We start from the raw sequence: 12,422 nt of genomic DNA on the forward strand, positions 1-12,422 counted from the left end.
AATGCGTCCCGAATTATACAAAGAGGCACAAATTCTCGCCTGAACGGCCGGTCACTCGCCGCGGTGGATGTCGTGCGTCACGAAGCGGGATTCGCCGTTGGGCATATCGAGCCAGTCGCGGTGCGCAAGGGTGCGGCGCATATCGGCGAGGCCGCTTTCCCAGTGTTCCCGCATGGTCGAAAAGCCGAACTGATAGTCTTTGTAGTGGCCCTCGTATTCCTTGTGGCGATAAATCAGGTGAATGATGTTGTAGCGCTTGGAGCACGCGAGATCGGCGGCAAGCCGGCACCATTCGTCGCTCTTGCGGACGTCCTCGGGCACGAGATCGAGCACATGCTGCAAGACGTTCCGGTAGCGCTGCGAGCGCTGCATCTGATCGGTGACGAGACGCGTGCGGCTCGAAAACTGCACGTCCTTCACGCGTCCCATCACGTCGACGATGCTGTCCGGCACCGGCCCTTTCGCGCTCCACAGATCGACCTGGAAGGCGAGCGTGTCGCGGCGCGGCGTCGCCTGCGCGATCTCGTAGAGCGGCGTGTTCGACATGAGACCGCCGTCCCAGTAGAACTGCCCGTCGATCTCGACCGCCGCGAAGCCCGGCGGCAGCGCGCCCGACGCGATGAAATGCTCGGCACGCAGTTCGGTCTTCATGTTGTCGAAGTAGGCGAAATTGCCGGTCGCGACGTTCACCGCGCCGACCGACACGCGCGTCTCGCCCGAATTGATGCGGTCGAAGTCGCACAGGCGCTCCAGCGTGGCCTTGAGCGGCGTCGTGTCGTAATAGCTCGCGGTTTGCGGTGAGCTCGACGCAATCGGCGACGGCGGCGGAAAGCGCGGCACGAAAAAGCCCTTCTGCCCTTCGAGGAGCGCGCCGAACGCCTGCATCGCGGTGAACGCCTTGCGGATCTCGTCGGCGGAATCGAACAGCGCACGCTCGACGAACGCCGGCAGCGGGAACCCGAACGCGGGCTGGCAGATCGTTTCCCAGAATTCCAGCAGGCGCGTCACGCGGTGCTCGGGCGCATTGCCCGCGATGATCGCGGTGTTGAGCGCGCCGATCGAAATGCCGGCGATCCAGTTCGGATGAATTCCCGCTTCGTGCAGCCCCTGATAGACGCCCGCCTGATACGCGCCGAGCGCGCCGCCGCCCTGGAGCATCAGCGCGATCGTTTCGTAGGGCGGCAAGTCGATGAGCGCTTCCTTTTCAGCGGATTCGTCACGCGCGGCCGACTTCCGATCGACCGCGCGCCCCCGTCGTACCACTTCTTCGTTTTCGATTTCCGACATCCCGCGTCTCTCCTCTATTGCATGAACCAGCCGTGACTCACGACGAACGATTGCCCCGTCAGGGCCGCCGTCTCGAACGCGGACAGGAAAAGTACGGTCTGCGCGACATCCTCGACGGTCGTGAACACGCCGTCCACCGTGCCGCCCAGCATCACGCGCCTCACCACTTCCTCCTCGCTGATCTTCAGTTCCTTCGCCTGCTCGGGAATCTGCTTGTCGACGAGCGGCGTGCGCACGAAGCCCGGACAGACGACATGCGAGCGCACGTTGTGTTTCGCGCCCTCTTTCGCGAGCACGCGCGCGAGGCCGAGCAGGCCATGTTTCGCGGTCACGTACGCGGACTTGAGCGGTGATGCCTCGTGCGAATGCACCGAACCCATGTAGATCACGACACCGCCGCGATCGTCCTTGTACATGTGCTTCAGCGCGGCTTTGGTGGTGAGAAACGCGCCGTCGACGTGGATGGCCATCATCTTTTTCCAGTCGGCGTACGCGTAGTTTTCGATCGGATTGACGATCTGGATGCCGGCGTTCGACACGAGGATGTCCACCGAGCCGAGCTCCGACGCGACGCGGTCGATGCCTTGGTTCACCGCGTGTTCGTCCGTCACGTCCATCGCGATACCGATGGCCTTGCCGCCCTTGCCGCGAATTTCCTCGGCGACGGCGTCCGCGCCCGCCTGGTTCAGGTCGGCAATGGCGACTGCCGCGCCCGCGCCGGCGAGCGTGAACGCGATCGCGCGGCCGATGCCGCTCGCCGCGCCCGTCACGACCGCGGTCTTGCCGTCGAGCTTACCGTTTGATGACATGCGAACCTCCTATCCAGTGGAAGACATCGTGAATGACAACATCCATCGGCACGGCCATCAAGCTGGCCGTTCGGCATAGGAAACTTCTCGCTGAACATCGGAACGCCCAGGCCATTCGGCCGACTGTTCACGCATGCCAGGGAGCGGTTATTGTGCATGAAGGACGCGGTGCGCGGCAGCAAGGGAGCGGCACCGCGAAAATTGCATCGGATGGCGTCGGCTAGAATAAGCACCCTTCTTGCGCACGTTTTCATTACAGCTTTTCACGCCCCGCGCGGGCCTTCCGTCATGCTCAGTTATCGTCACGCTTTTCATGCGGGCAATCACGCCGATGTGCTGAAACACGCAATCGTCGTCCAGATGCTTCGCTATCTCGGCCAGAAGGACAAATCGTATTGGTATATCGACACGCACGCCGGCGCCGGGGTCTACTCGCTCGTCGAAGGCTTCGCGACGAAGAACGCCGAGTTCGAGACGGGCATCGGCAAGCTTTGGGATCGCGACGACTTGCCCCCGCTGCTCACGGAATATGTCGATGAAGTGAGGGCGCTGAATGCCGACGGCCATCTGCGCTTCTACCCCGGCTCCCCCTATCTCGCGTGGCGCACGATGCGCGAGCAGGACCGCATGCGGCTCTTCGAGCTGCACAGCACGGAGATCGACGTGCTGCGCCACAATTTCCGCGATGCCGGCCGCCGCGCGATGGTGTACGAAGGCGACGGCTTCGAAGGCATCAAGGCGATTCTGCCGCCGCCGCCACGCCGGGCGCTCGTGCTGATCGATCCGTCGTATGAAGACAAGCGTGACTACGCACGCACGCTCGCCTGTCTCGAGGAATGTCTCAAGCGTTTCGCGACGGGAACGTACGCGGTCTGGTATCCGATCGTCACGCGCACGGAATCGCAGCGCTTCGCGGATCAGCTGAAAGCGATTCAGCCAAAGGGCTGGCTGCACGCGGCCTTGACCGTCCGGAAAGCTCCGACCGACGGCTTCGGCCTGTATGGCAGCGGCATGTTCGTGCTCAATCCGCCGTACACGCTGGCAAAGGAGCTGAAGGAGTCACTGCCCTATCTCGTCGATGCACTCGGCGAGGACGACGACGCGTCGTTCAAGCTGGAGCATCGCGCGGACTGAACTCGGCCGGCGATCAGGGATGAGGCGCGCGCGGCAGTCTCGGCCGCGGTACGCCGTCGGGCTGTGCGGGCACACTGCTCTGCGCGCCCCCGAATTGGACATAGGGCGAAACGACGATGGGCGGCTGCTCCTGCTGCGAGAGTTCCGGCAACGTCGCCATCGGCACCATGCCGGGACCGCCGAGCGTCCCGCTCTGAAGCACGGTCCCGCTCACGCCACTGTGTATGCCGGTCTGCGTATCGAGGACGAGAGGCTCGCCGCCCGGCTTCGCGAGTGCCGCTTGCGAGCCGCACCATGCCACGGCAAGCGCGACGCAATATCGCGCCGCTCGCTTGATGCGATTGCGCTCCGGCGAGCGAATCTTCGTCCTGTCCTTGATGTAGCGTGGCATCGCGCGCTCTTTTATGTAGACGAAACTGCTTTACCTTACCCCGGTGGCAAGCTTTAGGCTAGGCGTTCCGACTCAGAACGAGCAATGCAAACGCCTATTTCACAGGAGATACGATGAAATCAACGACAATCGCGCTTGCCATCTTCGCCACCCTCTGTAGCGCGAGCGCAATCGCGCAGAACGCCGTGCCCGCAAGCGACGCGATGCCCGGCATGAACATGGAACAGCACGCGCCGAAGCCCACCGACGTCTCGTCCACCGCGGCGTTTCAGGCCGCCGATCAGAAGATGATGTCGGGCATGTCGAGCATCGAATACACGGGCGACGCCGACCGGGACTTCGTTGCGCACATGATTCCGCATCATCAGGGCGCGGTGGAAATGGCGAAGGTCGAACTGAAGTACGGCAAGGACGCCAAGCTGCGCAAGCTGGCCAAGGACATCATCGCTGCGCAGAACAAGGAGATCGCATTCATGAAGCAATGGCTGGAGCAGCATCCGCACAAGCAATGAAGCGCGAATCGGCGCAGCGCAGGCGCACGCGCATCGAGCAGAAAAACAAAAGCCCCGCGATGCGGGGCTTTTCAACTTTCACGTCCGGCGGTCTTACGCCAGCGACGAAACGCTTAGGCGTTGTAGCCGTTCGTTTCGAGCGAGCGGATGCGCTGTTCGAGCTGGACGATGTCCGTCGATTGCGCGAGGTAGGCTTCGCGACGGCGCTGCTCGGCGATTTCAAACCAGATGCTCAGTTTTTCGATCAGAAATGCAAACATGATGTTCTCCAAGGTCTTCAGAAGATCCCTGGCGTTTCGGGTCAGGGATTACCCGCGTTAGGGAATACCCGGATTATAAGGGAGAACATCCACGGTGTGGTAGTGAAATGCTTGAATAGTGTGCATTCGGTTTCGGAATGGTGCGGGCAGAGAAATTGCTTTAAACCGATGATTTTTCGGATGATTATCCGTATCTCTAGCGCTATCTGCTCTTTTTTAGCACCATATTGGTGCGTTCACTGCGCCAACTTATCCAGAATCGGGCAATCCGGCCGGCCATCGCCGTGACAATGCTTCGCGAGATGCGACAGCGTGTCGCGCATCTCGGTCAGTTCGGCGATTCGCCTGTCCAGTTCCGCGACGTGCTCCAGCGCGATCGACTTCACCTCGGCGCTCGCACGCGACCGGTCCTGCCAGAGAGCAAGCAGCTTGCGGATATCTTCGACGAGAAATCCGAGGCGGCGCGCCTGCCGCACGAAGCGCAGTGCATGGACCTCCTGATCACGGTACACGCGATACCCTGACGACGTCCGTCCCACCGGGTTGAGCAATCCGACGCTCTCGTAATAGCGGATCATCTTCGCCGTCACGCCCGACGCGCGGGCCGCTTCGCCGATGTTCATCTTTCGCTCCTGAAAAAGTCATCCCGACTTTACACCTTCCCATGATGGCAAGGTATACGATGTCGTCGATCAAAGCTCTTTCAAGTCTTTCAAGAGGAAACCGCAATGACCGAATTCGAAGTCCAGGGCATGAGTTGCCAGCACTGCGTCGCGGCCGTGACGCGTTCGATCCAGGAAATCGATCCGCAGGCGCAGGTTCGCGTCGATCTGGAGCGAGGCAGGGTCGCCGTCGAATCGGCGCAATCGAACGATGCGCTGAAGGAAGCCATCGACGAGGCCGGTTATACCGTCGTCGGCGTCGTTTCGGCATGACGTCGGGCGCACGCTTCACCGTCGCGCTCATCGGCGCGTCGGGGCTGCTGGGCCGCGCCGTCGCCGATGAACTGGCGAGCGCGGCCAGTGCGAGACAATGGCGCATCGTGCGCACGGCCCGCAGCCGCGTCGACGCGCAGAGCATCAAACTCGATCTGCTCGATCATGACGCGGTGCGCGCATTTCTTCGCGATTGCGCGCCCGACGCGATCGTCGTCGCGGCGGCCGAGCGGCGGCCGGACATCTGCGAAAACGATCCACCGCGCGCGCGGGCGTTGAACGTCGATGCGTTGAGCGTGATCTCGACCGAAGCGCGCTCGATCGGCGCGTGGGTGCTGTCGATTTCGACAGACTACGTGTTCGACGGCACCGCCCCACCCTATTTCCCCGACGACGCGCCCGCGCCGCTCAACGCCTACGGTCAAAGCAAGCTGGATGGCGAACGCGCGTTGCTCGCGGGTGACCCGGCGTCCTGCGTATTGCGCCTGCCGCTGCTTTACGGGCCGTTCAGCGACTGGAACGAGTCGGCGGTGACGAGCCTCACGCCCGCGATCGTGAAATCGGCCGATCCGTCGAACCCGCCGGCCCCGATGGACGCCTGGGCCACGCGCTATCCGACTTTCACGCCTGATGTAGCCGTCGTGATTCGCGGCATGCTCGAACATCATGCGAGCGGCGCAACGATTTCCGGCATCACACAATGGTCCGGCGACGAACCGATGACGAAGTTCGATATCGCGCAACGCATCGCACGCGTGCTGAACGTGAACGCGAAGCTCGCCGCGCAGCGCACGCCGACGGACGCGACGCCGCGCCCGCGCGACTGTCATCTCGATTCGGGACGGCTGGAAGCGCTCGGCATCGGCCGGCGCACGCCATTCGACACCGCGATCGCCGGGTTGCTTGCAAGGTATCCGGACGTTCCGTGTCAGTGAAAATCGCGGCTCGGCGCGGCGAGACGGCCAAGCAGCGCGCTATGGTCTTCGAGCCGCTGCGCCACCAGATGCCGCACGTCGCCTTCCATTTGCCAGACGCCGTGCACGCCGAGCAGCGACGCCCCCAGCAGCACTTTGCGCTGCTTCTCGACGAGTCCCGGCCAGACGATCACGTTGATCGCGCCGGTTTCGCCTTCGATCGAGACGAAGATCGTGCCGTTCGCCGTGCCCGGCCGCTGGCGCACCGTCACGATGCCGCATGCCCGCACGAAGCGCCCGTTTTTGATGCCTTCCAGCTCGGCCGCGCTCTTGAAGCGCAGGCGCGAAAGCTTTGCGCGCAAAAGCGCGAGCGGATGACGATTGAGCGTGAGCCCGAGACTCGCGTAGTCATCGACGATTTCGCGGCCTTCCGATGCTTCCGGCAGCACGAGCGGCGCCTCGCTCATCGGCGCGTCGCGTAGCAATTCAGGCGCGCGCTGCTGCGCGGTGACCGCCCACCACGCCTGACGCCGATGCCCCGCGATGCTCGCGAGCGCATTCCCCGCCGCGAGCGCTTCGTGCTCGCGGCGCGACAAGGCGGCGCGGCGCGTGAGATCGTCGACATCGGTGAACGGTGCTTGTGCGCGCGCAGCCATGATCCGTTCGGCCGCCGCCTGCGGAAAGCCCTTGATCAGCTGCAGGCCGATCCGCACGCCCGGCCCTTTCGCTCCGTATCCCCGCGCCGGCAGCTCGACGCGCGCGGCAAGCTTGCGCGCGCCGCGCCGCGTGGTTCTGCGAAAGATTTGATCCGATACGGCCGCGCCGTAAAACTGCTGACGCCGACGCTCCTTGCCGGCATCGAACACGATGCGCTCGCCGTTGCCGGATCGCGCTTCCAGCACCGATTCCCAGTCGCTCAGCGACACATCGGGCGCAAACACCGGCACGCCGTGACGCCGCGCATCCTGCACGAGCTGCGAAGGCGAATAAAAGCCGAGCGGCTGGCTGTTCAGCAGGCCGGCCAGAAACGCCGCGGGCTCGTAACGCTTGATCCACGCGCTGAAGTAGACGAGCAGCGCGAAGCTCGCTGAGTGACTCTCCGGAAAGCCGTACTCGCCGAAGCCCTCGATCTGCTTGCACACGCGCGCAGCGAAATCGTGCTCGTAGCCGCGCGCGAGCATCTTTTTCATGAGATCGGCCTGATACTGCTCCAGATGGCTGCCCCGACGCCAGGCGGCCATCGCGCGGCGCAACTGATCGGCCTGCTCCGCCGTGTAACCGGCCGCGACCATCGCGAGCTTCATCACCTGTTCCTGGAAAATCGGCACGCCGAGCGTGCGGCCGAGCACCGGCCGCAACTCCTCTTTCGGATAGTCCTCCTCTTCCAGCCCCTGCTTGCGACGCAGATACGGATGCACCATGCCACCTTGAATCGGGCCGGGCCGTACGATCGCCACTTCGATCACGAGGTCGTAGTACTTCTGCGGCCGCAGGCGCGGCAGCATGCTCTGCTGCGCGCGCGATTCGATCTGGAACACGCCGATGGTGTCCGCGCGGCAGCACATCTCGTAGACGGCCTTGTCCTCGCGACGAATATGCGAAATGCTGAAATTCGGCACGCCGCGCCGCAGCGCGACGAATTCGAGCGCGCGACGGATCGCCGAGAGCATGCCGAGCGCGAGCACGTCGACTTTCAGCAGCTTCAGCTGATCGATGTCGTCCTTGTCCCACTGGATCACGCAGCGGTCTTTCATTGCAGCGTTTTCGATCGGCACGAGCCGCGACAAGCGTTCCCGCGCGATCACGAAGCCACCGACGTGCTGCGACAGATGCCGAGGAAAACCGCGCAGCTCGCGCGTCAGGCGGATGAGATGCTTCGTGACGTGCGAATCGTCGCTGAAGCCGGCTTCCCTGAGATAGCCCGCCACCGCCGACGGCCCATCCCACCACTGCTGCGACTTGCCGATGCGCTCGATCAGCGACGCATCCAGTCCCAGCGCTTTGCCGACGTCCTTCAGCGCGCTGCGCGTGTGATACGTGATGACCGATGCCGCCAGCGACGCGCGATGCCGTCCATATTTCTGATAGATGTACTGGATGACTTCTTCGCGCCGCTGATGCTCGAAATCGACGTCGATATCGGGCGGCTCGTTGCGTGCTTGCGAAATGAAGCGCTCGATCAGCAAGCCCATTCGGACCGGATCGAGCTCGGTAATGAAAAGGCAATAACAGATGATCGAATTCGCCGCCGATCCGCGGCCCTGACACAAAATCTTCTGGCTGCGCGCGAACGAGACGATGTCATAGACGGTCAGGAAGTACTTTTCGTATCCCAGCGTCGCGACGAGCGCCAGCTCCTTTTCGATGAGACCGATGGTCTCGGCATCCATACCGTTCGGCCAGCGCTTGAGCGCGCCCGCGATCACCTGCTTGCGCAAGTAGCTTGCGGGCGTTTCACCGGGCGGCACCAGCTCTTCGGGATATTCGTACCTGAGTTCGTCGAGCGTGAACGTGCAGCGGGCCGCCACTTTCAGCGTTTCCCTGATCGCCTCTTTCGGATAGAGCGCGCCGATGCGCAGTCGCGTACGCAGATGCCGTTCAGCGTTCGCTTCCAGCGCATAGCCGCATTCGGCGAGCGGCCGGTTCAGGCGGATCGCGGTCAGCGTGTCCTGCAACGGCTTGCGCGAGCGCGCGTGCATCAGCGCGCCGCTTGCCGCGACGAGCGGCAATCCGCTCGCCTCGGCGATCACGCGACACGAAGCGAGACGTTCATCGTCGCTGCCGTCCTGCCATAGCTCCAGCGCGAGCCATGCGCGGCCGGCGGCGAAACCGGCCAGCCAGTGCGCGCGATCGAGCGTGTCGGCGAGCGTCGCGGAGCGCTGCGGCACGAGAATCAGCAAGCAATCGGGCAAGTGCCTCAAATGCGCGATATCGCCACGCAGATCGCTTGCATCGGATGAGCTGGCGGGATCGGTGAAATCTTCGGGACCGATCTTGTAACTGCCCTTCGCCGAACGCGAGCGCGCAAGCGAAATCAGCTCCGACAAGTTGCCGTAGCCCGCGCGATCCGTCGCGAGCGCAATGAGCGTGCAGAACGGATCGCCGTCGGCATCGGTGAGATGCAGCTCGCTGCCGATGATCAGCTTCAACGCTTGCCGCTTCGGCGGCGGCTCGCCGGCCTCCCGCGCCGCTTCGGCCGCGGCTTCGGCCTTCGCTTCGATGTCCTTGATCGCGGCATGCGCGCGCACGACGCCCGCGAGCGAGCATTCGTCCGTGATCGCGAGCGCGGTATAGCCGTGCTCCAGCGCGGCCTCAGCCAGTTCCTGCGGATGCGACGCGCCGCGCAAGAACGAGAAATTGCTCAGGCAGTGCAACTCAGCGTAACCGGGCAACAGCGCCGACGCCGACATCGAGCCGAGAAATGCGGCTTTTTCGTCGCCTGCGCCCAAACCGATGATGTCACTCAAATCATCCATGGCGCATCATCCGAAAAAACCGTGCAGGAACCAGTAACCGGTGAGACGTTCGCGATAGAGCCAGAACATGCGGCCGCGATCGTCGGCGGCGACGTAGTAATCGCGCTGAACGCCGTTGCCGTCCCACCATCCCGCCTCGATGCGCTCGGTCCGGCTGATCAGCTTCAGCGGACGTCGATAGAACGGCCGCTCGTTGCGCAGCATCAGCTTTTGCGGCGTTTCGAGTATCCACGCCGGACGCGGCTGCGAAGGGACGGCCAGATCCGGAAGTTCGAGCGGCCCGCCGGATTCGGTTTGCGCTTCTTCGGCTTCTGCTTCGATGGGCGCATCGGCTTGTGCTGCCTGCATCTTCGGCGCCTTCTTGCCGCGCGTCGGCTTCGCTTCCCGCTCGGGCTTATAGGCTTCGACCGTCATCGCCGCCTCGGGACGATGATCCTCCCGCGCGATCAGTTGCACGACATTCTCGGCGCCGAGCCGCGCGCTCAGGCGTTCGAGCAATTGCGCCATCGAGTCGCTGTCGGAACCCGGCATCGGAAACAGCGTGTCGGCTGGCGGCGCATGCTCGCTGACCTTGTCGGCCATAAGCTTCATCTCGATCACGGGCGCGGCGAGCGTCGTCTGGTTCAGCTTCTCGCGCAGCAGCCAGAGAATGTGATCGGCATCGCGCGTCGGCACGGCCCACGCCACCTTGAACGTCGACGTTTTCGGCGCGTGACGGGCGGCCAGTTCATGCTCGAGCAAGAGCGAAAATTCGCTGACCGCCGCATGATGCGCGCTCAGCCAGCCTGCGAGTTGCAGCACGAGCCGGCGGGCGGCGAACAACAACGCGTCGGCGCTTTCCACGCGCGCCTGCAATTCGAGCCGCGCTTCGAACGATGCCGGCGCGCTGAATGCCTCGCGCGGATCGGGCGCCTGTCCATACGCCTGCGCGAGCCATTGCAGGACACCTTGCCCGAACCGGCGCGCGACGCCCTTGCGCGGCAGACGGCGCAAATCGGCCAGCGTCGCGCAACCGATCTGCTCGAACGCGTTGCCGTGCGAATGCGCCGACGGAACGAGCGATACGGGCAGTTCATCGAGCACGTGTACGAGCGTCGTCTCTTTCACGATGCGCACGCGCCGCGCAACCCGACGCGTGCGCGCGTGGGCGAGCAACCACGCGCCCCACGCAGTCGGCGCGCAGCCCATGCGTGAGGTGAAGCCGCATCCCTTCACCGTCGATGTCACCTTGGACAGCAACGCGCGCAATCCGCCGAAGAGCCGCATGCTCGCACCGACTTCGAGCAACACCGTATTCGCATGAGCAAGCACGACCTTGGGCGTGAACGCGAGCAACGCCAGCGCAACCGCTTCAATCGCGCTCTGCTCTTCGCGAATATCGACGGCGAGCAACGTCAGTTGCGGCGCCAGCGCGAACGCATGCGAGCGCGTGCTGCCGGGGCGCACGCCGAGCCGAAACGCGACGAGATCGGGCATCAGGATGCGCGCGTGATCGGCGAGCGCAAAGCATGGCTCGTCGATATCGTCGGCGCGGGCTTCATTGGCCGTCGACGTCGCTCCATGCAAGGTCGAAGTCACCGATGCTGAGGGCATCGATGGCGGCCTGACTGCTTCGAGCGATAAAAGCGGCAATGTCACCGCTATCCACAACATGTTTGACCTCTCGTGCTTTCCTTGCCTGATGCGCACGACGAATATGCTCGGGCAGAGCAGGCATTTGCAGCGGCAAGCTCAACTGCAACGGCTTTTCCAGCAAAGGGCCGCGCCGCTTGATGATGTCGATTTCAAGCATGACGGCCTGCATCCACTCGCGGCGGTTCATCGTCTGCGCGTCGGCGGGAAGTATCGGCTTACAGACCATGCGCAACGGCGCAGCGGATGACTGTTTCGCCGCCTTGAGCGGGCGAAACAGGAATGCCAGCGACTGCGCTTCTTGAGCTGCCACCTGGAGCCTTCGCAGCGCTTCGGGACGCACTTGCGGCAGCCAGATCAGCACCGCGCCGATGCCGTCCTGCTTCAGTGCCTGTTCCGCGGCCCAAAGCACCTGATCTTCGGGAGCCTTGACCCAGACCAGTTTGTTCACCACGATGTTCATCGCCCGGAGCGCAGCCAGATTGGGCTTCCACGGTGGCGCGATGAAGACGACGGAGCGGCCCTTGATCGTCGTCAGTTCCCGAAGCGTGCGCGCGAGCAGCCTGACTTCGCCCACGCCGCTTTCTTCGATCAGCAATTCGGTGACTGTGCCGGGCATCCAGCCTGCGCCGGGCAAGACCAGATCGAGCGCCCGAAAGCCGCTCGAGATGATGTTCGAGTCAGGATCGTTGATCGGACTGCCTTGCCAGACCTGACGCTGCAGATGCGATGTCAGCCCGATATCGAACAATGAAAGTGCGGCACCCATGAGTTTCCCCGTCCAGCGCGAATGCAAGGGCCTGCTCATGGTTCGAGCACTCAGCGGCCTCTGGTTTTACTGTATATTTATACAGTATTTCGATGCAGGAAGGTAAACAACTGGCCGGCGGAAAGTGCGCGCTGCACGAAGCGTAGAGATATGGAGAAAGGCCGACGAAGAGTTTGTCAGCGCTCGTGCGAAAACGTCGCCCCAAACGCAAAAACCCCACCTTTGTGGGGTGGGGTTTTTGTTTTCAGCATGAGGAGCCTGACGATTACCTACTTTCACACGGGTGATCCGCACTATCATCGG

General features: G+C 63.3%; 12 protein-coding genes. 4 read left to right on the forward strand and 8 right to left on the reverse strand.

The window, feature by feature from the left end; genetic code table 11:
- Nucleotides 1–51 precede the first annotated feature (51 nt).
- Nucleotides 52–1,287 (reverse strand): patatin-like phospholipase family protein, encoded by a 1,236-nt coding sequence (locus AWB78_RS15645; RefSeq protein ID WP_062605707.1) that lies wholly within the window; start codon nucleotides 1,285–1,287, stop codon nucleotides 52–54.
- A gap of 14 nt (nucleotides 1,288–1,301) precedes the next feature.
- Entirely contained in the window at nucleotides 1,302–2,096 is a 795-nt protein-coding gene (locus AWB78_RS15650) for a 3-hydroxybutyrate dehydrogenase (RefSeq protein WP_062605709.1), read from the reverse strand.
- Nucleotides 2,097–2,384: 288 nt separating this feature from the next.
- Between AWB78_RS15650 and AWB78_RS15655 the strand changes: the two genes are divergently transcribed.
- Nucleotides 2,385–3,230, forward strand: coding sequence for a 23S rRNA (adenine(2030)-N(6))-methyltransferase RlmJ (locus AWB78_RS15655; RefSeq protein WP_062605711.1), 846 nt, complete (start codon nucleotides 2,385–2,387; stop codon nucleotides 3,228–3,230).
- 13 nt (nucleotides 3,231–3,243) lie between these two features.
- Here AWB78_RS15655 and AWB78_RS15660 read toward each other — a convergent pair whose 3' ends face one another.
- Nucleotides 3,244–3,621, reverse strand: a complete 378-nt coding sequence (locus AWB78_RS15660; RefSeq protein ID WP_232477711.1) for a hypothetical protein — start codon at nucleotides 3,619–3,621, stop codon at nucleotides 3,244–3,246.
- Between the two features lie 113 nt (nucleotides 3,622–3,734).
- On the opposite strand from AWB78_RS15660, the gene copM reads away from it, so the two are divergent.
- Nucleotides 3,735–4,133: a CopM family metallochaperone gene (gene copM, locus AWB78_RS15665; protein ID WP_062605713.1), complete on the forward strand. Its 399-nt coding sequence runs from the start codon at nucleotides 3,735–3,737 to the stop codon at nucleotides 4,131–4,133.
- 113 nt (nucleotides 4,134–4,246) lie between these two features.
- Here the strand turns inward: copM and AWB78_RS43485 are convergent, their stop codons facing one another.
- Together AWB78_RS43485 and cueR are read right to left on the reverse strand one after the other, a co-directional pair.
- Nucleotides 4,247–4,393, reverse strand: a complete 147-nt coding sequence (locus AWB78_RS43485; RefSeq protein WP_074173448.1) for a DUF3563 family protein — start codon at nucleotides 4,391–4,393, stop codon at nucleotides 4,247–4,249.
- A gap of 236 nt (nucleotides 4,394–4,629) precedes the next feature.
- Complete coding sequence (gene cueR / locus AWB78_RS15670; protein WP_062605715.1) at nucleotides 4,630–5,016, reverse strand: Cu(I)-responsive transcriptional regulator; 387 nt, start codon at nucleotides 5,014–5,016, stop codon at nucleotides 4,630–4,632.
- 105 nt (nucleotides 5,017–5,121) lie between these two features.
- Between cueR and AWB78_RS15675 the strand changes: the two genes are divergently transcribed.
- Nucleotides 5,122–5,328 carry a heavy-metal-associated domain-containing protein gene (locus AWB78_RS15675; RefSeq protein ID WP_062605717.1) on the forward strand — a complete coding sequence of 69 codons (207 nt, stop codon included), beginning with the start codon at nucleotides 5,122–5,124 and terminating at the stop codon, nucleotides 5,326–5,328.
- Nucleotides 5,325–6,263, forward strand: a complete 939-nt coding sequence (locus AWB78_RS15680; RefSeq protein ID WP_062605719.1) for a dTDP-4-dehydrorhamnose reductase family protein — start codon at nucleotides 5,325–5,327, stop codon at nucleotides 6,261–6,263. Before AWB78_RS15675 ends, AWB78_RS15680 begins: the two co-directional genes overlap by 4 nt.
- Here AWB78_RS15680 and AWB78_RS15685 read toward each other — a convergent pair.
- From AWB78_RS15685 to imuA, 3 genes are read right to left on the reverse strand one after another with little or no spacing between them, the layout of a single operon-like run.
- Nucleotides 6,257–9,718: an error-prone DNA polymerase gene (locus tag AWB78_RS15685; protein ID WP_062605721.1), complete on the reverse strand. Its 3,462-nt coding sequence runs from the start codon at nucleotides 9,716–9,718 to the stop codon at nucleotides 6,257–6,259. The two genes, AWB78_RS15680 and AWB78_RS15685, sit on opposite strands and share 7 nt — an antisense overlap.
- A gap of 6 nt (nucleotides 9,719–9,724) precedes the next feature.
- Entirely contained in the window at nucleotides 9,725–11,311 is a 1,587-nt protein-coding gene (locus AWB78_RS15690) for a Y-family DNA polymerase (protein ID WP_062605724.1), read from the reverse strand.
- Nucleotides 11,256–12,119 carry a translesion DNA synthesis-associated protein ImuA gene (gene imuA / locus AWB78_RS15695; protein ID WP_062605725.1) on the reverse strand — a complete coding sequence of 288 codons (864 nt, stop codon included), beginning with the start codon at nucleotides 12,117–12,119 and terminating at the stop codon, nucleotides 11,256–11,258. Before imuA ends, AWB78_RS15690 begins: the two co-directional genes overlap by 56 nt.
- Nucleotides 12,120–12,422: the final 303 nt, after the last annotated feature.

This window comes from Caballeronia calidae, from assembly GCF_900044055.2.
Classification (GTDB): Bacteria; Pseudomonadota; Gammaproteobacteria; order Burkholderiales; family Burkholderiaceae; genus Caballeronia; species Caballeronia calidae.

Excerpts from the sequence above, each read along its gene's own strand:
- AWB78_RS15645 (WP_062605707.1), bottom strand. The coding sequence starts at position 1,287 with ATGTCGGAAATCGAAAACGAAGAAGTGGTACGACGGGGGCGCGCGGTC.
- AWB78_RS15650 (WP_062605709.1), bottom strand. The coding sequence starts at position 2,096 with ATGTCATCAAACGGTAAGCTCGACGGCAAGACCGCGGTCGTGACGGGC.
- AWB78_RS15655 (WP_062605711.1), top strand. The coding sequence starts at position 2,385 with ATGCTCAGTTATCGTCACGCTTTTCATGCGGGCAATCACGCCGATGTG.
- AWB78_RS15660 (WP_232477711.1), bottom strand. The coding sequence starts at position 3,621 with ATGCCACGCTACATCAAGGACAGGACGAAGATTCGCTCGCCGGAGCGC.
- copM (WP_062605713.1), top strand. The coding sequence starts at position 3,735 with ATGAAATCAACGACAATCGCGCTTGCCATCTTCGCCACCCTCTGTAGC.
- AWB78_RS43485 (WP_074173448.1), bottom strand. The coding sequence starts at position 4,393 with ATGTTTGCATTTCTGATCGAAAAACTGAGCATCTGGTTTGAAATCGCC.
- cueR (WP_062605715.1), bottom strand. The coding sequence starts at position 5,016 with ATGAACATCGGCGAAGCGGCCCGCGCGTCGGGCGTGACGGCGAAGATG.
- AWB78_RS15675 (WP_062605717.1), top strand. The coding sequence starts at position 5,122 with ATGACCGAATTCGAAGTCCAGGGCATGAGTTGCCAGCACTGCGTCGCG.
- AWB78_RS15680 (WP_062605719.1), top strand. The coding sequence starts at position 5,325 with ATGACGTCGGGCGCACGCTTCACCGTCGCGCTCATCGGCGCGTCGGGG.
- AWB78_RS15685 (WP_062605721.1), bottom strand. The coding sequence starts at position 9,718 with ATGGATGATTTGAGTGACATCATCGGTTTGGGCGCAGGCGACGAAAAA.
- AWB78_RS15690 (WP_062605724.1), bottom strand. The coding sequence starts at position 11,311 with ATGCCCTCAGCATCGGTGACTTCGACCTTGCATGGAGCGACGTCGACG.
- imuA (WP_062605725.1), bottom strand. The coding sequence starts at position 12,119 with ATGGGTGCCGCACTTTCATTGTTCGATATCGGGCTGACATCGCATCTG.